Here is a 20,387-nt window from a genome sequence, read left to right on the forward strand (position 1 = left end):
CGGTCTAAAGTTTGTCCGCCGTTCGCGTCCTGGAAACTTCCTCTAGGATCCATTCGCGGAAGGCGACAATGCGGGGATCGTCGGCCATGGCCTGGGGATAAACCAGGAAATAGGCGTATTCCGGCGCAACCCTGATGCTGAGTTCGAAGGGCCGCACCAGCCGGCCCTCGGACAGGTCATTGGCCACCATGGCGAAATCGGCGAGCGCGACGGCATTGCCGTCGAGCGCTGCCTGGACCGCATCCGTCGATGTGCCGAAAACGACTGTGCGGCTGTCGTCGAAATCGTTGATGCCGGCCGCCGCCATCCACATGCGCCAGTTCGGCCATGTCACGCCCTGGCGGGCCCATTCGATATGAGCAAGCGTGTGGTTGAACAAGTCGCGCGGCTCGCGCAGGGGCGGCCCGGACGTCAGCAGGCCCGGACTGCACACCGGAATAATGATGTTGTCGAACAGGCGGTGCGCGCTGAGCCCCGGATATTTGCCGGCGCCGAAGCGGATGCCGACATCGACGTCGTCGAGATCGAAATCGCGCAGGCCATAGGCGATGTCGAACCTGAGTTCGATGCCTGGCCGCTGCTGGCGGAAATTCTCGACGCGCCGCATCAGCCATTTCGCCGCGAACTGCGCGTCCAGCGTCACCTTCAGAAATTCGGTGCCGCGCGCCATCTTGCGCGCCCGCATCACGGCACGGCCAAGCAGGTCGAGCGTGTCGGTCGCCGCCTCGTAAAGCACCGCGCCCGCCTCCGTCAGCCGGATGGTGCGGCTGGTGCGGGTGAACAGCACGATGCCGAGCTGATCCTCGATTTCCTTGATCTGGTGGCTGACGGCGGCGGGCGTCAGGCCGAGCTCATCGGCGGCGCGGGTGAAGTTGAGGTGCCGCGCCGCCGCCTCCAGCGTCCTGAGCGCCCGCGTTCCCGGCAAGAGCGCTGCCATCAGCGTGCGACCTGATCGAAGCGGCTCATGGAGCCTCAATCCTCAAATAAAACTTGACGATGAGAAAAGAACTACTCGTTTCCCGTTTGTTTTTCAATACGGCATGATTGCGGCATCAAAGACACCATCAAACCGGATTTGATGTCCGGAGAATACGGATCACCTCATGTCTCACATCGCTCTTCGCCCTGCATACATCGCCCGGCCAGACTGGATGTCGGCTGCCCGTACCTGGCTGCGGCAGGCCAGGGTCGCGATCAACCTTCCCTACGAGATCAACCTTCCCCACCAGAACGTCGAGGACCTCTCCGATCGCCAGTTGCGCGATGTCGGGGCCGCCCGCAGGGACATCGCCCGGGCCATGGACCGCGAGACAGGCCGGTTGGGCCTTCTCGACATCGGCTGGCAGCGGAATAGGAAGGGATAAGCGAGCATGGGAGTAGGATGATGCGACTTTAGCGTGTCTGCTGCCGCCAAGACTTCCCTATTCCCCCTATCTCACCACCCTTACCACTGTCCGGTCCGACAGGAGCGGCAAGAGCCGCGCCATCGTGCGCGCGGTTACCGCCACGCAGCCTTCCGTCGGCGTGAAGCCGGGACGCGCCAGGTGGAAGAAGATGGCGCTGCCGCGCCCGCGCCGGCGCGGCGCGATGTTCCAGTCGAGCACCAGGCAGGCGTCATAGAGCCGGTCGTCGCGCCGCATGCGTTCGTGGCTGGCGCCGTAGGGAATCTTGACCGGCCTGTTATAGTTGCGATCGTCCGGCACTTCGCACCAGCCGAGGTGCGGCCCGATCGGCGCCATCGCCAGGCGCGTTCTGCGGCCGGCGGCAAACTGATCCTCCCGGAAATAGCCCGCTAGGATGCGCATCGAGGCGAGCGGCGTGGCGCCGTCGCCTTCGCGCTTGCCGGCCGAGATGCCGCCGCGCCCCAGCGCGCACGCAAACACCGTTTTGCCGGCCTGCAGCAGGCCTTGGCTTGGATGGCCGGGCCTAGCCCGCACGGTCAGCACGCGCAGCCGTTTTGCCAAAATTGCGCCGGCTGCATTGCGATCGCGTTTTTTCTTGTATGATCGTGCCACGGAACAAATCACTGTGATCGGCTATTGTGCCGGCCAGCTTCCGCATAAATACGCAGCGGTCAACTGAATTCACTTTTCAAAACAACGGATTGATCCATGACCTCACGTACCATCCTGATCGTCGATGACGATGACGACCTGCGCGGCACGCTGGTCGAGCAACTGTCCCTCTACGAGGAATTCGATGTGCTGCAGGAAGCGACTGCGGCAAAAGGCGTCACCGCTGCGCGCGGCGGGCTCATCGACCTGCTCATCATGGATGTGGGCCTGCCCGACATGGACGGCAGAGAAGCGGTGAAAATCCTGCGCAAGGGCGGCTACAAGGCGCCCATTATCATGCTGACCGGCCACGACACCGATTCGGACACGATTTTGGGTCTCGAGGCCGGCGCCAACGACTATGTGACCAAGCCGTTCCGGTTCGCGGTGCTGCTTGCCCGCATCCGGGCACAGCTGCGCCAGCATGAGCAGAGCGAGGACGCGACCTTCTCGGTCGGCCCCTACACCTTCAAGCCCAGCCAGAAACTGCTCATCGATCAGCGCGGCGGCAAGGTGCGGCTGACGGAAAAGGAGGCCTCGATCATCAAGTATCTCTATCGCGCCGACCAGAAGGTGGTGACGCGCGACGTGCTGCTGGAGGAAGTGTGGGGATACAATTCCGGCGTCACCACGCACACGCTGGAAACCCATGTCTACCGTCTGCGCCAGAAGATCGAGCGCGATCCTTCCAATGCTGAAATTCTTGTGACAGAAAGCGGCGGCTACAAGCTGGTTCCTTAAACATTTCACCATTCAAATGAGCGGTTCGGGCGGGGCCGCTTTCGGGTACGATCCTGTCGAAGGGGGATTCTGGGACCGTACCGCAGAGGAGGGATTGGACTGACCGTTCGGGGACACAGCTAGATGGCGCTGGATGAGGACATCCGCATCCTGTCCGCCGTGAGGCTTTTCGAAGGCTTCACGCAGGAACAGTTGCGCCTGCTCGCCTTCGGTGCCGAGGCCACTTTGGTGCAGGCCGGCCACAAGCTTTATCGCGAGGACGATGTGGCCGACTCGGCCTATGTCGTGGTCAGCGGGCGTATCGTGCTCTATCGCGAGCAGGATGGCGAGCGCATCCCGATCGGCAAGGTCGGCCCCGGCACGATGCTCAGCGAGCTGGCGCTGATCGCCGATACCAACCGGCTGACCAGCGCCTCGGCCGAAATCGACTCGGAAGTAATAAGGCTGAGCCGCAAGATGTTCCGGCGCATCCTGGAGGAGTATCCGGAATTAGCGGTGAAACTGCATCAGCGCATCTCCGAGGAATTTCACGACATGATCCGACGCATCGAGGAATTGGCCCCACGCTTTTCGGGTTGACCTGGCATTTGGCGTCGTAGGGGTCGCGATTCAGGTCAAGCCGGGGCGAAGACGGTGGATTCCGAGAACCGGAGAGGAGCGTCCTTGAAGTACGTGAACACCGGAAGCTCAGGAAGCCGCCGTTTGCAGGCCGGCTTCACCCGAATATCGATACACCCTAACCCAGATCGAACCGGGCAATAATTGGCACATGGTCCGACGGCCGGTCCCAACCACGGGCGGCTCTAAGGATCTCGTAGCCGGCAAAACTGGGCACCAGGTTTGCCGACGACCAGACATGGTCGAGCCGCCGGCCGCGGTTGGACGCCTCCCAATCCTGCGCCCGATAACTCCACCAGGTATAGAGCTTCTGCTCCGATGGCACGTTGTGCCGCATCAGGTCGACCCAGCCGCCGGCGCGCCGCATCGCCTCGAAGCTTTCGGTCTCTACCGGCGTGTGGCTGACCACGTTGAGCAATTGCTTGTGCGACCAGACATCATGCTCCAGCGGCGCGATGTTGAGGTCCCCGACCAGCACCGACGCCGACACCTCGCCGTGTTCGGCCCGGATGGCGTTCATCTCGGCGACGAAATCGAGCTTGTGCCTGAACTTCCTGTTGATCTCGGGATCCGGCTCGTCGCCACCCGCGGGCACGTAGAAATTGTGCACCAGGATGGTCTTGCCTCCGGCCTGTACCGTCACCGACAAGTGGCGACTGTCCTCGATGTCGCAGAAGCGGCGCTTTTCGACCACCTCGATCGGCCGCCGCGCCACCGTCGCCACGCCGTGATAGCCCTTCTGGCCATGGAATGCGATGTAGGGATAGCCGACCTTGCGAAAGGCTTTTTCGGGAAACAGCTCGTCCGGGACCTTGGTTTCCTGCAGGCAGAGCACATCGGGCGCGTACTCATCGAGCAGGCGTTCGACAATCGGCATGCGCAGGCGCACGGAGTTGATATTCCAGGTGGCGATCGAAAAGGGCATGCGGAGGGGGTCCGGCAAGAGATCGCCATTCTACTGCCAGTCGCGCGCCGCAAAAACAAGCCAGCCCGCTCCGCTACAGGCCTGGCTATATCGGCGGGCCTACCGCGTCTTGGTGTTCAGCTCGCGATTGGCCGTATAGTCGATGGCAAAGGTATCGGGCGCGAAGCTGACGCCTTCCTTGGTGTTGAAGATCATCACCGTCGTGTCCTTGCCCTGCGCGTCGGTGATCGTCCACTGCCGCAGATCATAGGTTTTCGGGTCGAACATCATGGTGATCCGCGCGTTGCCGAAAACCGACTTGTCGGAAAGCTGGATGGTTGTGAGGTCGTCTTCTTCCTTGACGCTCTTGACGCGGTTGCCGGAGAGGTCGATGTGGTCGTCGAGCAGCAGCTTCAGCGGCGTCTTCGACAGCGGATAAAGGTCCGACGTGTTCAGTTTCTTGTTGAGTATGGCAACCGATCTGCCGTCGGAAATCACCCGGAAATTCGAAGACCCGTCGTAGTTGAAGCGGATCTTGCCCGGCCGTTCCAGGAAGAATTTTCCGCCGGTCTGCTCGCCCTTGGGACCGAACTGCACGAATTCGCCGCTCATCGACTTGACCGCCGAGAAATGGTCGGCGATCTTCTGTGCCGCCGCCGGTACGGCCGCTTGTGCCGAGGCGAGCAACTCGAATCCGGGCACCACGTTGAGGGCGGCGGCACCCGCGAACACCAGGCCGAGGCCGAGCAATTGGCGGCGTGTCGGGGCAAAATCGCTGAGCGCTGAAAGATCGTTTTTCATATCGGTCACTCTCGTCCGGTTCCTGATTTGGTCGCTGTCGTGAACCCCCAGTTGGGCTGAAGTTTGGCGAGGCGATCGCTGCTCAGTCGGTGAACGCGCCAAAAGGTTCAAAGTTGCCGCGAACTCTCCACTGTCAGAACTTGTCGTCTTCGGTCGGCACCAGGATTTCGCGTTTTCCGGCATGGTTGGCCGGGCCGACAATGCCTTCCTTTTCCATCTTCTCGATGATCGAGGCAGCTCTGTTATAGCCGATGCCCAGACGCCGCTGGATGTAGCTGGTCGAGGCCTTGCCGTCCCGCAGCACCACCGAAACCGCCTGATCATAAGGGTCGTCGGAATCCTCGAAATTGCCGCCCCCCCCGCCGCCCGAACCGCCCTTGCCGGACGGCTCGTCGTCGTCCTCGCCGTCGTCCTCGGTGATGGCGTCGAGATATTCCGGCACGCCCTGCAGCTTCAGGTGCCCGACGATCTTCTCGACCTCGTCGTCAGAGACGAACGGCCCGTGCACGCGCTGGATGCGGCCGCCGCCCGCCATGTAGAGCATGTCGCCCATGCCGAGCAGCTGCTCGGCGCCCTGCTCGCCCAAAATGGTGCGGCTGTCGATCTTGGACGTCACCTGGAAGGAGATGCGGGTCGGGAAATTGGCCTTGATGGTACCGGTGATGACGTCGACCGACGGACGTTGCGTCGCCATGATGACGTGGATGCCGGCCGCACGCGCCATCTGCGCCAGCCGCTGCACCGCGCCTTCGATGTCCTTGCCGGCGACCATCATCAGGTCGGCCATTTCGTCGATGATGACGACGATATAGGGCATTGGCTCGAGATTAAGGTCCTCGGTCTCGTAGATCGCCTCGCCGGTCTGGCGGTCGAAGCCGGTCTGCACGGTGCGCGAGATCTTTTCGCCCTTCTTCTCGGCCTGCTGCACGCGGGCGTTGAAGCCGTCGATGTTGCGCACGCCGACCTTGGACATCTTGCGGTAGCGGTCCTCCATCTCGCGCACGGTCCATTTCAGCGCCACCACCGCCTTCTTCGGGTCGGTCACGACGGGCGTCAGAAGATGCGGGATGCCGTCATAGACGGAGAGTTCGAGCATTTTCGGATCGATCATGATCAGCCGGCACTCCTGCGGGGTGAGCCGGTAGAGCAGCGACAGGATCATGGTATTGATGGCGACCGACTTGCCCGAACCGGTGGTGCCGGCGACCAGCACGTGCGGCATCTTGGCGATGTCGACGATGACGGCCTCGCCATTGATCGTCTTGCCCAGCGCCAGCGCCAGCTTGGCCTTGGTCGTCTCGAAGTCGCGGCTGGCCATGATCTCGCGGAGGTAAACCGTTTCGCGCTTGGCGTTGGGCAGTTCGATGCCGATGGCGTTGCGTCCCGGCACCACGGCGACGCGGCAAGCGATCGCGCTCATCGAACGGGCGATGTCGTCGGAAAGGCCGATAACCCGCGACGACTTGATGCCCGGCGCGGGCTCGAGTTCGTAAAGGGTGACGACCGGACCCGGGCGAACGGCAATGATCTCGCCCTTGACGCCGAAATCCTCCAGCACGCCTTCGAGCAGGCGTGCATTCTGTTCCAGCGCGTCCTTGGAAAGACTTGGGTCGCGCGCGACATTCTTCGGTTCGGACAGGAAATGCAGCGACGGCATTTCGAACCTGTCGGAGCCGATCAGCGAGGTTTGCGCCTCGCGTTGGACGCGCGCGCCCGGCACGGGCCTCGCCGCCGGCGCCTCCACCCGGGTGGCGGCATCGGAACGGAACTGCTGGACCTTGGTCTGAGCGCGCCGCTGGGCGACGGGCTCGTCATCGAAATCCATATCCACGTCGTCGCGGCCGAACACATCGTCGTCGTCCGGGTCGACGGAGACGCTGCGGTCGTTGACCATGGCGGCGAAGAATTCCGGTTCGACACGGGCGCGGCCGTCATGGCTCATGCGCTGCTCGGCGAACTCGGCCGACTCGACGCGTTCGGCGGCGCGGCGCCAGGCGCTGGCGCGCGGCTCCATCTCCGGTTCGAACTCGTCGTGCTCCTGCCTGCGGCGCACCGCGCGACGATGCATCCACGCGCGGAATGAAAGCCACCAATGGGTGATGGCGCCCAGCGCCAGTATGCCCTCGTCGCCCTCGTCCTCGTCATTGTCGAACAGAAGCTCGTCCTCGCGCGGGTCCGCGGCGGCCGGTTCTTCCATCACGGCGAAGCCGTTCTTGCGCCCGAGCAGCGCGGCGCCATAGGCGAACAGCCAGAGCGCGGGCGCAGCCAGCACTATGGCGAGCACGCTGGCCACCAGCCCGCTCGGATAGCCGCCGATGAGGACACCGGGGATCTTGAGCACCATGTCGCCGAAGACGCCGCCGAGGCCGGTGGGCAGCGGCCAGGTCTTGGGCGGAACGATGCAGCCGGCGATGGCGGCGGCCAGCAGCGCGAAACCGAACCAGAACAGCCCGCGCCTGGGCAGCCGGTCGACACCGCGCGCCGAAAACAGGAGGTATCCCCAGATCACCGCCGGAACCAGCGCGGCGACCGCGGCAAGGCCGAAGAACTGCATGGCGAGGTCCGAGAACACCGCGCCGGCATAGCCCATGGCGTTGGTGACGGTGTTGGCGGTGGCGTGCGAGAAGCTGGGATCGGCGACGTTCCAGGTCGCGAGGCTGGCGACGGCGAAGGCCGTGAACGCGAACAGGCCAGTGCCGATCAGCCGGCCGACCTGGCGCCGCGCGAATGCCTGGATGCCGTGCCCCGTATCGGTCAGCGCGAGCGGTGCTGAAGCCCCTGAACGCATGCTCTTCCTCGTCAGTGATTGCCTGGCAGGAGCGCATGACGCACTCCGGCAGATTCGGATGCCAGACTAGGCGTGGGAAGGTTAAGGGCGCATTAACTATAAGACCGGGGGCGACCGCCCTTTTTGGCACCGACATCTACCAGTGGCCGGACCATATGAAAAATGGCGGGCGCCCTTGCCCGCCATCCATTCGTTGGGTCGGGCAGCGTGCTACTTGCTGCCGCCGAGCATTTTCACATTGGCGCAGAACTCGGCGTGCGGCTTGCTCATCGCCGCGTCCTGGCATTCCTTCATCATGGCGTCCTGCTTCTCCTTCGGCATGGCCATGAAAGCTGCCTTGAATTCCTCCATCGGCTTCATGGTTTTCATGCTGGAATCGGTGAAGAACGGCGCCATGTTGTCCGGCTCGTCCAGCGCGCCGGCAAATGCAAAGCCGCTGACCATGGAAAGTGCGAGTGCCCCGAGGCAGACATTCTTGAGGTTCATGAGAAAAATTCCTTCCCTGTTTCAAAAACAAGAGCGTCAAAACGACGATCGCCTCCTGAGTTCGGCGACAGAGCGGTCGATGTTTCCTCGAAAAGCTTCTTCACGCGAACGTGATTGCGCGGACTCGGACGAAGCGAGAACGAATTTGCAAAAAAAGAGGCCCGGAGCGATCCGGGCCTCAAGGCGTGAACTCCTTGCGGGAGCGTCACGACGGGATGCTTTCAAAGCAATTCCAGAAAAAAGGGATTCGCGGTCCCTCCGGAACTGCGCGGCAAACATGGGGCCGGCGGGAGGAGGGTTCCGCCGGCCCCGTTGGCAAGGATGCCTTACGGCACCACTTCGCCATGCTGAGAGATGTCGAGGCCTTCGACCTCTTCCTGGGTCGTCGGACGCAGGCCGACCAGCGCCTTGACGACGTAGAGGATGACGAAGGTGGCAACCGCCGTCCAAATAATGGTGACGGCGACACCGTAGATCTGCTTGCCGAGCGAAGCGCCCGACGAGAGGCTGTTGATCGCAGGGTCGGCAAGCACGCCGGTCAGCAGAGCGCCGACCACGCCGCCGACGCCATGCACGCCGAAGGCATCGAGCGAGTCGTCATAGCCGAACATGTGCTTCACCTTGACCGCCGAGAGGTAGCAGACGACGCCAGCGACGATGCCGACGATGAAGGCGCCGGTCGGGTTGACGAAACCGGAAGCCGGTGTCACCGCGACGAGGCCTGCGACGGCGCCCGAGATGATGCCGAGCACGGAAGGCTTCTTGGCGATGATCCATTCGGCGAACATCCAGGCCAGTGCCGCAGCGGCGGTGGCAACCTGGGTGTTGAGCATGGCGGCACCGGCAAGGCCGTCGGCCGCCAGTTCCGAACCGGCGTTGAAGCCGAACCAGCCGACCCACAGCAGCGATGCGCCAATGACCGAATAGACAAGGTTATGCGGCGCCATGTTGGTGGTGCCATAGCCTTCGCGCTTGCCGAGAACCAGAGCGCAGACGAGGCCCGCGACACCGGCATTGATGTGAACGACCGTGCCGCCGGCGAAGTCGAGCACGCCAGCCGTACCGAGGAAGCCGCCACCCCAGACCCAATGCGCGATCGGCACGTAGACGATCAGCAGCCACAGCGCCATGAAGATCAGCAGTGCCGAGAACTTGAAGCGTTCGGCGAAGGCGCCGGCAATCAGCGCCGGCGTGATGATGGCGAAGGTCATCTGAAACATCGAGAAGACGAATTCAGGGATGTTGGCCACACCCGGCAGCCACAGGCTGGCGGTGGTGATGCCGTGGTGGAAGAATTTCGAGGTGCCGCCGAGATAGGCATTCATGCCGCCGCCGTCGGAAAAGGCCAGCGAATAGCCGAACATGAACCATAGCACCGTCACCAGGCAGGTGATGGCGAAGCTCTGCATGACGGTGGCGAGCACGTTCTTCTTGCGCACCATGCCGCCGTAGAACAGCGCTAGGCCCGGGATGGTCATCATCAGCACCAGCGCCGTGGAGGTCAGCATCCAGGCGGTGTTGCCGGTATCGAGAACCGGGGTGGGCGCGGCAGCAGGTGCCGCTGCAGCGGCAGCGGGTGCGGCTTCCTGCGCGAAGGCGGCGACGCTGCCCAGCGCTGCGAGAGCGAGCGTGCCCAGAAGGGCCGCCCGTCCCGTCGTCTTCAAGGTGGAAGGAATATTCATTGAACTCTCCATTGGAATACGTGTTCGCCGCTCAGAGCGCGTCGCTGTCTGTTTCGCCGGTGCGGATGCGCACCGCCTGGTCGATGCCGAAAACGAAGATCTTGCCGTCGCCGATCTGGCCGGTCTTGGCAGCGGCTGTGATCGCTTCGACGGCCTTGTCGACCATGTCGGCCGCGACCGCGACTTCGATCTTGATCTTCGGCAGGAAGCTGACCGCGTATTCCGCCCCCCGATAGATTTCCGTATGCCCCTTCTGACGCCCGTAGCCTTTGACTTCGGTGACGGTCAGGCCCTGGATGCCGACGGCGGTAAGCGCTTCGCGTACCTCGTCCAGCTTGAACGGCTTGATGATTGCCATCACGATTTTCATAAGGTTCACCCTTTGCTGTTGCGGTGCCCCGCGTTTGCACGACTTCACCGATCCCAAAGAGCCGGAGAGTGCCCCCAAGGATTCAAGCTCCGTGCCAAGTGCCGAAGCAGGGTGTTAAGCTGTTGTAAACAATAGGAATGGAGCGACAGTCATTAATAGCTGTGTGCGTATGCGGCGCGCCACGTGCTCAAAATTTAAGCATTTTTGCGAAATTGCCTAATTTGCCGGCTTTGAGCATGATCAGGAAAATGGAATCGGCTTTCTCAAAGAATCTTGCTCAAAGAAAACAACGAATGCTCAACGCTTGAGCCGGATCAACCCTTCCTGTGCCATCGAGGCGATCAGCGTGCCATCACGGGCATAGAGCGTGCCGCGGCTGAAACCGCGCGATCCCGAGCTCGACGGACTGTCCTGCGCATAAAGAAGCCAGCCGTCGAGCGAATGCGGCCGATGGAACCACATCGAATGGTCGAGGCTGGCTGCCTGGATGTCGGGATCGAACAGACCGCGCCCATGGGCGAAGGTCGAGGTGTCGAGCAGCGTCATGTCGGAGAGGTAGGCGAGCAGCACCGACTGCAGCGCGCGGTCGTCGGGAACCGGCCCGGCAAGTCGGATCCAAACATTCTGCCGGGGGGGGCAGTTTGTCGCGGCTTTCATAGTGCTGGAGGTTGACTGGCCGCAGTTCCAGCGGTCGCTCGCGCGCCCAGAAACGGCGAACCGCCTCCGGCACCCGGTCGGCCGTTTCGAGCAGTTGGCGCTGCGTCTTCAGCCCTTCCGGCGGCGGCACGTCGTCAGGTAGCGCGAACTGGTGCTCGAGCCCCTTCTCGTCGACCTGGAACGAAGCTTCCAGCGAAAAGATCGCCTGTCCGTGCTGGATTGCCAGCACCCTCCGCGTGGTGAAGGAACCGCCGTCGCGGATGCGATCGACCTCGTAGATGATCGGCACCTTGATGTCGCCGGGGCGCATGAAATAGCCATGCAGCGAATGCACGAAACGGTCCGGCTCCACCGTTCGCTGCGCCGCCACCAGCGCCTGCGCGATGGTCTGGCCGCCGAACACGCGCTGCCACTCCACCTGGGGGCTGCGACCACGATACAGATTGTGTTCCAGCCTCTCGAGGTCGAGAATGCGCAGAAGCTCGTCGATCGCCGCCGTCATGTTTTGTGACCTCGCCGCAAAATTGCTATGGCGGTTTCCGACAGGAAGAACGAGCCGTCAAGGCCGCAAGCAAGGGCGCAGGCCCGTCGGCACGCAAGGAGCCAAGACAATGGAACGCAAGGCGGACGCCAAGGCCAGATCCGGGCTCGATGTCCTCGTCGCCGGTGCCGGCTATGTCGGCCTAGCCGCCGCGGTCTCGCTGAAACAGGCCCGCCCGGGCCTCGCCGTGGCGCTGGTCGACGCGGCGCCCGCCGGTTCCTGGGAAAGGGATGGCCGCGCTTCCGCCATCGCCGCGGCGGCGTGCCGCATGCTCGACCAGCTCGGTATCTGGGCCGAGATCGCGCCGCAGGCGCAGGCGATCACCGAGATGATCATCACCGATTCACGCAGCGCCGATCCGGTGCGCCCGGTCTTCCTGACCTTCGGCGGCGAGGTGGCGCCGGGTGAACCCTTCGCGCGTATGGTCGCCAACAGGGCGTTGAACGGCGCCTTGCGGGCCAAAGCCGAAAAGCTCGGCATCGACATCATCGAAGGCGTGGCGGTGCAAGGTTTTGAGACCGATGGGGCCGGCATGTCGGTGCATCTGGCCGACGGCGCCACGTTGGCGACGCGGTTGCTGGTTGCCGCCGATGGCGTCAATTCCAAACTGCGCGATATGGCCGGCATCAAGACAGTCAAGTGGGAATATGGTCAGTCCGGCATCGTCTGCACCGTGGCACATGAACGCCCGCATAACGGCCGCGCCGAAGAGCATTTTCTGCCCGCCGGCCCGTTCGCCACGCTGCCCCTTACACCCGGCGAGGACGGCACCAACCGCTCGTCGATCGTCTGGGTCGAACGGGCGGAAGATGCGAAAACGCTCGTCGAAGGCGACGATCTCGTCTTCGAACACGAACTTGAACAGCGTTTTGGGCTGAAGCTTGGAGAGATCCGCGTCGCCGACAAGCCGCGCGCCTGGCCGCTGGGTCTCACCATCGCGCGCGCCTTCGTGGCACCGCGCATAGCGCTTGCCGGCGATGCCGCTCACGGCATCCATCCGATCGCCGGCCAGGGCCTCAATCTCGGCTTCAAGGATGTGGCCGCTCTTGCCGAGGTGATCGTCGAGGCCGACCGGCTAGGTCAGGACATCGGCGCGCTCGACGTGCTGGAACGCTACCAGCAATGGCGGCGTTTCGACACCGTGCAGATGGGCATCACGACCGATGTGCTGAACCGGCTGTTTTCCAACGACATCACCCCGCTGCGCACCGTCCGCGACATCGGTCTCGGTCTCGTCGAGCGTATGCCACGGCTGAAGGAGTTCTTCATCCGCCAGGCATCGGGACTGTCGTCCGGCACGCCGAGGTTGCTAAAGGGCGAGGCGATCTGATCGTCTCGCTGACTTAACGTCGCGGGCTGTGGCCTGCGCCGCGTCGCTCCGCTCCTTGCTCCGCCATGGGATGACTATGCGGCGGGAGTTTCGCGCCAATCGCCGAGGCGATCTCAGTTCACTTCAAAACCAAGCTTCTGGCGCAGTCGCAGCATGCGCTGGTCGGGTATCTTCAGGCTCTGCTCTCCGCCCTGAGCCACCCGGTTCAGCATTTGCAGCAGATCGTCCCGTTCGTTCGGGTCGAGGCGTTCGCGCAGGAAGGGCGCCAGCTTGTCGATGACGATGGTGGTGTCGTCTATCTGCGACGCGGCCCACTTGGCGTAGACGACCGCCTCGTCGGTCTTCTTCGGCCCGGCCGCGATCTGCGAAATCACCTCGCGAATGACGGCCTCGCGCCGCGGCAGAACAGGGCCATCTTCCGAAACGATCGCGGTGATCAGCGTCGCGGCCGCCACGACCGGATCATCGATCGCCGTCAGCGGCGAGAGTGCGGCCTGCTTGCGCAGCTTCTTGCGCCTGATGTTGCCTTGAACGCGCCCGACGACTTCGGCGACCTCCCGCGCGGCGTCGTTCATCGCCTTCATCCGGTACCACCACAATGCCGCCGCTCCGAGCACGCCAAGGACAGCAATCAGGAAAGGCATGTCCAAATCCCCTAAAGTCTTGGGGCGACGATAGGAGAACTCGTGGCTTGCTTCAACACGCAAGAAATTGAGCCCCGGCAAGACGGGACGTTCGCTCAACAGAACGTACTGGTTTCCAAGTGAGCGCATGACAGGGAATTATGACCCCGGCACATTGTAGATCGCGCGCACCTCGATCGTGCCGATTTCGGCCAGGGGAATCTCACTGGCGATGTCCAGCGCCTCGTCGAGATCCTGCGCTTCGATCATGACGAAACCGAGCAACTGCTCCTTCGTTTCTGCGAACGGCCCGTCGGTGATCAGCTGCTTGCCCTTGCGCCGCCGTACGGTCTTCGACGTCTTCACCGATTGCAGTGCCTGCGCGATGATCAGCTTGCCTTGTTGATCCAATGACCTGTCATAGGCCAGCGAGTCGGCATCGAGCTTGGCGGCACCCTCGGCGGTCAGCGCATGCAGGTCTTTTTCCTCACCGTAGACCAGGCAGACATATTTCATCTCGAGCTTCCTTCTTGTGACAAACCATAGGCTGCGGCGACAACCATGTCAGCCTTGCCCGCGACCGTTGCCGCATGGTCGAGAAGGCATTCCGCGACCGTGATGATGGCAAGGGCCGCCAGCAGCCTGCCGAGGCCGGACGCCGGCGGGTCCAGCCAGAAGTCCTCCTGTCGCTCAGGCCCGCGGCCTGGCCTCTTCCATAGCGCGAAAAACAGATTGTCCATGTGAACCTCCATCCGGCCACAAATCCCGTGGCCGCCCGCAGGACGAGCGGCCCGGATGGAAGCCGACATTTTTGCATGGGTATTTTTTCGGCGGAAAAGGCCGTCATCGTGCCGTGGTCCAAACAGCGCAGTGGTCTTCGCCCACGTCCGCGCTATAGTTGGCCGGACGCTGGCTCACCCAGGACAAGTTCACGACAACCCAGGAGGACTTCATGGACCGCACCGCAAACGCCGTCTGGAAAGGCAATTTGAAAGAGGGCAAGGGCACGCTCGACACGCAGAGCGGAACCCTGAAGGGTACGCCCTATTCGTTCAAGGCGCGCTTCGAGGACGAAAGCGGCAAATCCGGCACCAATCCGGAAGAACTGATCGCGGCCGCCCATGCCGGCTGCTACGCCATGCAGCTCTCGCATTTCCTCGCCGAAAACGGCACGCCGGCGCAAGAACTCGACGCCAAGGCCGTGGTCACGCTGGTTCCCGGCACCGGCATCACCGGCAGCGCCATCACCCTGGTCGGCAAGGTGCCCGGCATCGATGCGGCGAAGTTCAAGGAATTGGCCGAGAAGGCCAAGGCCGAATGCCCGGTCTCTCAAGCGCTCGGCGCGATCAAGGTTTCGCTCGACGCCAGGCTTGGCTGAAGGGTTTGGCCTGAAGTGACAAACGCCGGCTCCAGGGCCGGCGTTCCTGCATCGGAGATTGGCGGGGCGGTTGCAGCATCCAATCTGGCCCATCGTGAGGGAGATGCCCGGCAGGACAGAGGGCGCCGTCCCGTCGACGTCTCGGATTGGCGGCCTCAACCGCCCAGCGCGTCAAGCCGGGCGCGAAGGGCCGCGACTTCCTGCTCCAGCGCCTCCAACCTCGCTTCCAGATTGGAGGCAGGCGCGGCCGGCGCACTGCGCTGAGCCGAGAGGACGGCAACATCCACCGGACCGGCGAGGAGATGCACGTAGCGGTCCTCGCGTTGGCCTGGCCCGCGCGGGATTTCCTGGACCGATGGCGGCCGGCGGCCGATCAGCATGTCGAGTTCGCCGCGCAGGTCTTCGATCGATGAAAACCGCGCCATGCGCTCAGCGCGCGCCAGGAGCTCATGTGCCGTCTGAGGTCCGCGCAGCAAGAGCAGACCGAGCAACGCGGTCTGCGGCGTGGTCAGCGAGAAACGCTGCGCCATCTGATGCTCGTAGCGCTCCACGCGCGAACCGAACATCTGCCGTACAAGTCCCTTCTGCTCAAGCAGTTTCAGCGCCCTATGCACCTCCGTCTGTTCCAGCGCCATGACCGGCTCACGCGCCGTCTTCTGGTTGGCGGCGGCAAGTGCGGCATTGAGCGTCAGCGGATAGACGTCCGGCGTCAGCTCTTTCTTCTCGATTAGGCAGCCGAGCACGCGGGCTTCGGCAGGAGAGAGGGTGGGAAGGTCTTCGCTCATGAGATTGGCTATGCTTTCGAGTTTGGCGGGACAGCGTCCTCCGTGCTGCCGGACTAAACCCTTCTCTCCACCATCATCTTCTTGATCTCGGCGATCGCCTTCGCGGGATTGAGCCCCTTCGGGCAGGTCTGCGCGCAGTTCATGATGGTGTGGCAGCGATAGAGCCGGAACGGGTCTTCGAGATTGTCGAGCCGTTCCCCCTTGGCCTCGTCGCGGCTGTCAATCAGCCAGCGATAGGCCTGCAGCAGCGTCGCCGGGCCGAGATAGCGGTCGCCGTTCCACCAGTAACTCGGGCACGAGGTCGAGCAGCAGGCGCACAATATACACTCGTAGAGCCCGTCGAGCTTTTCGCGGTCCTCGTGGCTCTGCAACCATTCCTTGGCCGGCGTTGGCGACACCGTCTTCAGCCATGGCTCGATGGAGGCGTGCTGGGCATAGAAATTGGTAAGATCGGGCACCAGGTCCTTGATAACGGGCATATGCGGCAGCGGGTAGATCTTGACCGCGCCCGATATGTCGTCGCAGCCCTTGGTGCAGGCGAGCGTGTTCGAACCGTCGATGTTCATGGCGCAGGAACCGCAAATGCCTTCGCGGCAGGAGCGGCGCAAGGTCAGCGTCGGGTCGATCTTGTTTTTGATCCACAGCAGCGCGTCGAGCACCATCGGCCCGCAATCGTCCATGTCGACGAAATAGGTGTCCATGCGCGGGTTCTCGTCGTCGTCCGGCGACCAGCGATAGATGCGGTATTCTCTGAAATTGGTGGCGCCCTCCGGCTTCGGCCAGGTCTTGCCCTGCTGGACCTTCGAGTTCTTTGGGAGTGTGAGTTCGACCATTACCTCAGGTCCTTTCGGATGACGAGCTTCAGCCCGGACCAGATTTCGTTCACGGCGGCGACCTTGACGTCGACAAGATCGAGCTTGAGCGCTTCAGCGCGGACAACGCCCTCGGTGACGTCGGCGGCCACTTTCGAGGCCTTCTTTGGCCAGGAGACCCAGACCATGCCGTCGCGCTTGATCGCCGTCTCGAGTGCGCCGAGGCGCTCCTCGATCTCGGCGCGCTGTCTCGTGAAGGCGTGGACGGCGTCGTATTTCAGCACCGCGCCCGAAATGTCGGACCAATCGGCCAGCCGGTCGACGTAGGCAAAATCGACGGCCTCGGCGAGGTGCGCGAGTTCGGGCGGCAGTGCGATGAAGGCGGCAATCATCCCATCCTTCAGGCCGAGCTTGGCCGCAAGGGGCGTACCGGAATATCCCGCCGCCGTCGCCATCCTCAGTACACCCTGGCCTTCGGCGCAATCTTGGCCAGACTGATGCCACCGTCCTTTTCGGCCAGCAGCGGTTCGGTGTGCACCGGCCGATAGGTCAGCGTCACCGTGCCGTCCTCGCTGAGATGGGCGAGCGTATGCTTGCGCCAGTTGGCGTCGTCGCGTGCGGAAAAATCTTCCCGAGCATGCGCGCCACGGCTCTCCTTGCGCGCCTCGGCGCCATAGACGGTGGTGATGGCGTTGGCCATCAGGTTTTCCAGTTCCAGAGTCTCCACCAGGTCCGAGTTCCAGATCATCGAGCGGTCGAAGACTTTGAGATCCTTGAGCTCGGTCCAGATTTCCGAAATACGCTTGCAGCCGCTTTCGAGAGATTCCTGCGTGCGGAACACCGCGGCATCTTCCTGCATCGCCTTTTGCATCTTTTCACGAAGGACAGCCGTCGGCGTCGAGCCGTTGGCGTGGCGGAGCCGGTCGAAGCGATCCATGATCTTGTCGACCGAAGCCTGGTTGGGCGACGGGATCGCCGCCTTGCGGTCAATGACCTGGCCGGCGCGGATCGCCGCGGCGCGGCCGAACACCACGAGGTCGATCAGCGAGTTCGAGCCAAGCCGGTTGGCGCCGTGCACGGAAGCGCAACCGGCCTCGCCGACCGCCATCAGGCCGGGCGAGACCCGGTCGGGGTTGTCCGCGGTTGGATTGAGCACCTCGCCCCAATAATTGGTCGGCACGCCGCCCATATTGTAGTGCACCGTCGGCAGCACCGGGATCGGCTCCTTGGTCAGGTCGACGCCGGCGAAGATTTTCGCCGACTCCGAAATGCCTGGAAGCCTTTCGTGCAAGACCGCCGGATCGAGATGATCGAGGTGCAGGAAGATGTGGTCCTTGGCCTTGCCGACGCCGCGGCCCTCGCGAATTTCCAGCGTCATGCAGCGCGAGACGACATCACGCGAGGCGAGGTCCTTGGCCGACGGTGCGTAGCGCTCCATGAAGCGTTCGCCCTCGGAGTTGACGAGATAGCCGCCCTCGCCGCGCGCGCCCTCGGTAATCAGGCAGCCGGCGCCATAGATTCCGGTCGGGTGAAACTGCACGAACTCCATGTCCTGCAACGGGAACCCCGCCCGCGCCGCCATGCCGCCACCGTCGCCGGTGCAGGTGTGCGCCGAGGTCGCCGAAAAATAGGCGCGCCCATAGCCGCCGGTCGCCAGCACCACCATCTTGGCCGAGAAGCGGTGGATGGTGCCGTCGTCCAAATTCCACGCTACGACGCCTGTGCAGGTGCCGTCCGGTTCCATGATCAGATCGAGCGCGAAATACTCGATGAAGAACTGCGCGTTGTTCTTCAGCGACTGGCCGTAGAGCGTGTGCAGGATGGCATGGCCGGTGCGGTCGGCGGCCGCACAAGTGCGCTGCACCGGCGGCCCGTCGCCATAGTTCATCATGTGGCCGCCGAACGGCCGCTGGTAGATCTTGCCCTCTTCGGTGCGCGAGAACGGCACGCCGTAATGTTCGAGTTCGTAAACGGCGGCCGGGGCTTCACGCACCAGATATTCCATTGCATCGACATCGCCCAGCCAGTCCGAGCCCTTGACGGTGTCGTACATGTGCCACTGCCAGGAATCCGGGCCCATGTTGGACAGCGACGCGGCGATGCCGCCTTGCGCGGCAACCGTGTGCGAGCGGGTCGGGAACACCTTGGTGATGCAGGCGGTGCGCAGGCCCTGTTCGGCCATGCCAAGCGTGGCGCGAAGCCCGGCGCCGCCGGCGCCGACGACGACCACGTCGAACTTGTGATCGACAAAGGTGTAGCCTGATGTGTTGGCTGATTTCGTGTCCTGGGCCAAGACTTCAGCCTCCGAATGCCAGTTTCAGCAGGGCGAAGAGCGAAGCGACGCCGACCGCTATGGTGAAGAATGTGTTGAGGGCGATCAGCGCCAGCTTCATGCCTTCGCCATGCACATAGTCCTCGATGATCACCTGCATGCCGATCCGCATATGGTAGAGCGGCGAGATGAGCACCAGGGCCATGACCAATGCCACGAACGGGTTGGCGAGCGCTGTCCGCACCTGCGCATAACCGGCACCGTTGAGCGCGATCAGGAACCCGGTGAAAAACAGGATCAGCGGGATGTTGGCGATCGCCGTCAGCCGCTGGCGCCAGAAATGCCCGGTGCCTTCGCGGGCCGAGCCCAGGCCGCGCACCCTGGCCAGCGGGGTGCGCATGTCGGTGTTCTTCGCACTCATCACAAAGCTCCCCGCGCCATGGTGCCGGCGACCCAGATCAGCAGCGTGAGCAGAATCGAGCCGGCAAGCGTCGCCCAGGCGATCCTCGAGGCGGCGTGCTTTTCAAGCCCGGCGCCGGTGTCCCAGATCAGATGGCGGACACCGCCGAGCATGTGATGCATCAGCGCCCAGCTATAGCCGAACAGGATCAGCCGCCCGAGCCATGTGCCGAAGGCCCAGTTCACCCAATCGAAAGCCGGCTGCGAGGATGCCGCCGCCATCAGCCAGACGGCAACCAGCAGCGTGCCGAAGTAAAGCGCGCCCCCGGTGATGCGGTGGATGATCGACATCGTCATGGTGATCGGCGGCCGGTACACGCTCAGGTGCGGCGACAGCGGCCTTTCGCGTCTGGCTTGGGTGGCTGGTGATTTGCTCATGGCTGCCCCAGTTCGGCGTCTGCCGCTCAGGTGGAAATGCGGCATTGCCGCTTCCGGTTGCGACTTCGGACAGCCGGTTTCTAATGCTCTTTTTGCACCGCGTCAAAGCCAGAAAACCGTTTCGAAAACGTAATTTAGTCTGACTAAAAGGTCGGATACGGCTTCAATCGATTAGCGGGTGGAGCGGCCGAAGCCGGCTCGATATCGCTGCAGTGCAGCATATCTGGATAGGGGCGCGGCCGTGTCGAGATTTGTGTCTCACCGGGTGCAGGTCCGCGGTGTGGACCCCCTCTTCATCACCAGCGCCTCGCGTCCGTCGATCACGATTGCGTCATGCGTGACCGCTTGGTACCGGCTGCTCTGGTTTGCCGGTGACGCCGCGAACTCCTCGGTGACGCCCTCCTGGCCGACCACGCGCAGCGACGTGCCGAGGTTTTGAATGGTGATCATGCCGCCATTGCCGCATCTGTAGGTGGCAGTGCCCGTGGTGAAGCGCGGGGCGGTGAGATCGGTGGTGATCTTGGTCGCCGGTCGCGCGGACTGTTGCTGGACGGGAGCGGCAGGCGCCACCAGGGGTGTCGCTGTGTTGGCGGCCTTGGGCGCGCCGTCCTCCGGCACACAGGCTCCAGCCGCGAGAAGCAGCGGAATAGCGAACGACACCCGAAGCGTTCGGTCAAACATCATGTGCTGCCCCCTCATGGCCGGCAC

23 protein-coding genes and 1 pseudogene are annotated in these 20,387 nt (G+C 63.2%); 5 read left to right on the top strand and 19 right to left on the bottom strand.

The genetic code is table 11. The features are described from left to right. Positions 1-4: 4 nt before the first annotated feature. Complete coding sequence (gene gcvA, locus AC3CB8_RS02960) at positions 5-937, bottom strand: transcriptional regulator GcvA (RefSeq protein ID WP_352563961.1); 933 nt, start codon at positions 935-937, stop codon at positions 5-7. A gap of 166 nt (positions 938-1,103) precedes the next feature. Between gcvA and AC3CB8_RS02965 the strand changes: the two genes are divergently transcribed. Beyond that, on the top strand, positions 1,104-1,364 hold the full coding sequence (locus tag AC3CB8_RS02965; RefSeq protein ID WP_023771873.1) for a hypothetical protein: 261 nt from the start codon (positions 1,104-1,106) through the stop codon (positions 1,362-1,364). Positions 1,365-1,430: 66 nt separating this feature from the next. Here AC3CB8_RS02965 and AC3CB8_RS02970 read toward each other — a convergent pair whose 3' ends face one another. Next, positions 1,431-1,967, bottom strand: coding sequence for a L,D-transpeptidase family protein (locus tag AC3CB8_RS02970; RefSeq protein ID WP_198019203.1), 537 nt, complete (start codon positions 1,965-1,967; stop codon positions 1,431-1,433). Between the two features lie 144 nt (positions 1,968-2,111). On the opposite strand from AC3CB8_RS02970, the gene AC3CB8_RS02975 reads away from it, so the two are divergent. Continuing rightward, positions 2,112-2,795: a response regulator transcription factor gene (locus AC3CB8_RS02975; protein ID WP_015315056.1), complete on the top strand. Its 684-nt coding sequence runs from the start codon at positions 2,112-2,114 to the stop codon at positions 2,793-2,795. Between the two features lie 123 nt (positions 2,796-2,918). Beyond that, on the top strand, positions 2,919-3,374 hold the full coding sequence (locus AC3CB8_RS02980; protein ID WP_352563960.1) for a cyclic nucleotide-binding domain-containing protein: 456 nt from the start codon (positions 2,919-2,921) through the stop codon (positions 3,372-3,374). Between the two features lie 157 nt (positions 3,375-3,531). Here the strand turns inward: AC3CB8_RS02980 and AC3CB8_RS02985 are convergent, their stop codons facing one another. The 7 genes and pseudogenes from AC3CB8_RS02985 to tesB all read right to left on the bottom strand — a co-directional run bounded on the left by AC3CB8_RS02985 (position 3,532) and on the right by tesB (position 11,603). Further along, positions 3,532-4,338 carry an exodeoxyribonuclease III gene (locus AC3CB8_RS02985; RefSeq protein WP_352563959.1) on the bottom strand — a complete coding sequence of 269 codons (807 nt, stop codon included), beginning with the start codon at positions 4,336-4,338 and terminating at the stop codon, positions 3,532-3,534. A 99-nt stretch (positions 4,339-4,437) separates the two neighbouring features. After that, complete coding sequence (locus AC3CB8_RS02990; protein WP_023771877.1) at positions 4,438-5,118, bottom strand: outer-membrane lipoprotein carrier protein LolA; 681 nt, start codon at positions 5,116-5,118, stop codon at positions 4,438-4,440. A gap of 133 nt (positions 5,119-5,251) precedes the next feature. Beyond that, positions 5,252-7,906, bottom strand: coding sequence for a DNA translocase FtsK (locus AC3CB8_RS02995; RefSeq protein WP_023784150.1), 2,655 nt, complete (start codon positions 7,904-7,906; stop codon positions 5,252-5,254). Positions 7,907-8,116: 210 nt separating this feature from the next. Then, positions 8,117-8,392, bottom strand: a complete 276-nt coding sequence (locus tag AC3CB8_RS03000) for a hypothetical protein (RefSeq protein ID WP_023784149.1) — start codon at positions 8,390-8,392, stop codon at positions 8,117-8,119. 326 nt (positions 8,393-8,718) lie between these two features. Continuing rightward, complete coding sequence (locus AC3CB8_RS03005) at positions 8,719-10,074, bottom strand: ammonium transporter (protein ID WP_023784148.1); 1,356 nt, start codon at positions 10,072-10,074, stop codon at positions 8,719-8,721. Positions 10,075-10,105: 31 nt separating this feature from the next. Beyond that, positions 10,106-10,444, bottom strand: a complete 339-nt coding sequence (locus AC3CB8_RS03010; RefSeq protein WP_015315049.1) for a P-II family nitrogen regulator — start codon at positions 10,442-10,444, stop codon at positions 10,106-10,108. Between the two features lie 297 nt (positions 10,445-10,741). Continuing rightward, a pseudogene (tesB, locus tag AC3CB8_RS03015) lies at positions 10,742-11,603 on the bottom strand (acyl-CoA thioesterase II). Between the two features lie 109 nt (positions 11,604-11,712). Here tesB and AC3CB8_RS03020 point away from each other — a divergent pair. Beyond that, positions 11,713-12,972: a ubiquinone biosynthesis hydroxylase gene (locus tag AC3CB8_RS03020; RefSeq protein WP_352563957.1), complete on the top strand. Its 1,260-nt coding sequence runs from the start codon at positions 11,713-11,715 to the stop codon at positions 12,970-12,972. Positions 12,973-13,085: 113 nt separating this feature from the next. Here AC3CB8_RS03020 and AC3CB8_RS03025 read toward each other — a convergent pair whose 3' ends face one another. The 3 genes from AC3CB8_RS03025 to AC3CB8_RS03035 all read right to left on the bottom strand — a co-directional run bounded on the left by AC3CB8_RS03025 (position 13,086) and on the right by AC3CB8_RS03035 (position 14,335). Next, positions 13,086-13,616 (bottom strand): hypothetical protein, encoded by a 531-nt coding sequence (locus AC3CB8_RS03025; protein WP_023784146.1) that lies wholly within the window; start codon positions 13,614-13,616, stop codon positions 13,086-13,088. 138 nt (positions 13,617-13,754) lie between these two features. Further along, positions 13,755-14,111, bottom strand: a complete 357-nt coding sequence (locus AC3CB8_RS03030) for a YciI family protein (RefSeq protein ID WP_023794798.1) — start codon at positions 14,109-14,111, stop codon at positions 13,755-13,757. After that, a complete protein-coding gene (locus AC3CB8_RS03035) occupies positions 14,108-14,335 on the bottom strand; it encodes a hypothetical protein (protein WP_023784144.1) in 228 nt (75 codons plus the stop codon). The genes AC3CB8_RS03030 and AC3CB8_RS03035 overlap by 4 nt, the downstream gene beginning before the upstream one ends. A 212-nt stretch (positions 14,336-14,547) precedes the next feature. On the opposite strand from AC3CB8_RS03035, the gene AC3CB8_RS03040 reads away from it, so the two are divergent. Further along, on the top strand, positions 14,548-14,973 hold the full coding sequence (locus AC3CB8_RS03040) for an OsmC family protein (protein WP_023771884.1): 426 nt from the start codon (positions 14,548-14,550) through the stop codon (positions 14,971-14,973). Positions 14,974-15,128: 155 nt separating this feature from the next. On the opposite strand, the gene AC3CB8_RS03045 is transcribed toward AC3CB8_RS03040, so the two are convergent. From AC3CB8_RS03045 to AC3CB8_RS03075, 7 genes are all read right to left on the bottom strand, one after another. Beyond that, the gene (locus AC3CB8_RS03045; RefSeq protein WP_352563956.1) at positions 15,129-15,758 is read right to left on the bottom strand and encodes a YceH family protein; all 630 of its coding nucleotides are present in this window, start codon (positions 15,756-15,758) and stop codon (positions 15,129-15,131) included. Positions 15,759-15,811: 53 nt separating this feature from the next. Next, positions 15,812-16,591, bottom strand: coding sequence for a succinate dehydrogenase iron-sulfur subunit (locus tag AC3CB8_RS03050; RefSeq protein ID WP_352563955.1), 780 nt, complete (start codon positions 16,589-16,591; stop codon positions 15,812-15,814). Further along, positions 16,591-17,025 carry a DUF3052 domain-containing protein gene (locus AC3CB8_RS03055; RefSeq protein WP_352563954.1) on the bottom strand — a complete coding sequence of 145 codons (435 nt, stop codon included), beginning with the start codon at positions 17,023-17,025 and terminating at the stop codon, positions 16,591-16,593. The genes AC3CB8_RS03050 and AC3CB8_RS03055 overlap by 1 nt, the downstream gene beginning before the upstream one ends. A gap of 2 nt (positions 17,026-17,027) precedes the next feature. After that, on the bottom strand, positions 17,028-18,863 hold the full coding sequence (gene sdhA, locus AC3CB8_RS03060) for a succinate dehydrogenase flavoprotein subunit (RefSeq protein ID WP_023794796.1): 1,836 nt from the start codon (positions 18,861-18,863) through the stop codon (positions 17,028-17,030). Positions 18,864-18,867: 4 nt separating this feature from the next. After that, a complete protein-coding gene (sdhD, locus tag AC3CB8_RS03065; RefSeq protein ID WP_023784142.1) occupies positions 18,868-19,263 on the bottom strand; it encodes a succinate dehydrogenase, hydrophobic membrane anchor protein in 396 nt (131 codons plus the stop codon). After that, complete coding sequence (gene sdhC, locus AC3CB8_RS03070; RefSeq protein ID WP_023771890.1) at positions 19,263-19,679, bottom strand: succinate dehydrogenase, cytochrome b556 subunit; 417 nt, start codon at positions 19,677-19,679, stop codon at positions 19,263-19,265. Before sdhC ends, sdhD begins: the two co-directional genes overlap by 1 nt. A 258-nt stretch (positions 19,680-19,937) precedes the next feature. Continuing rightward, entirely contained in the window at positions 19,938-20,363 is a 426-nt protein-coding gene (locus AC3CB8_RS03075; protein WP_023771891.1) for a hypothetical protein, read from the bottom strand. Positions 20,364-20,387: the final 24 nt, after the last annotated feature.

This window comes from Mesorhizobium sp. P160927 (assembly GCF_057766385.1).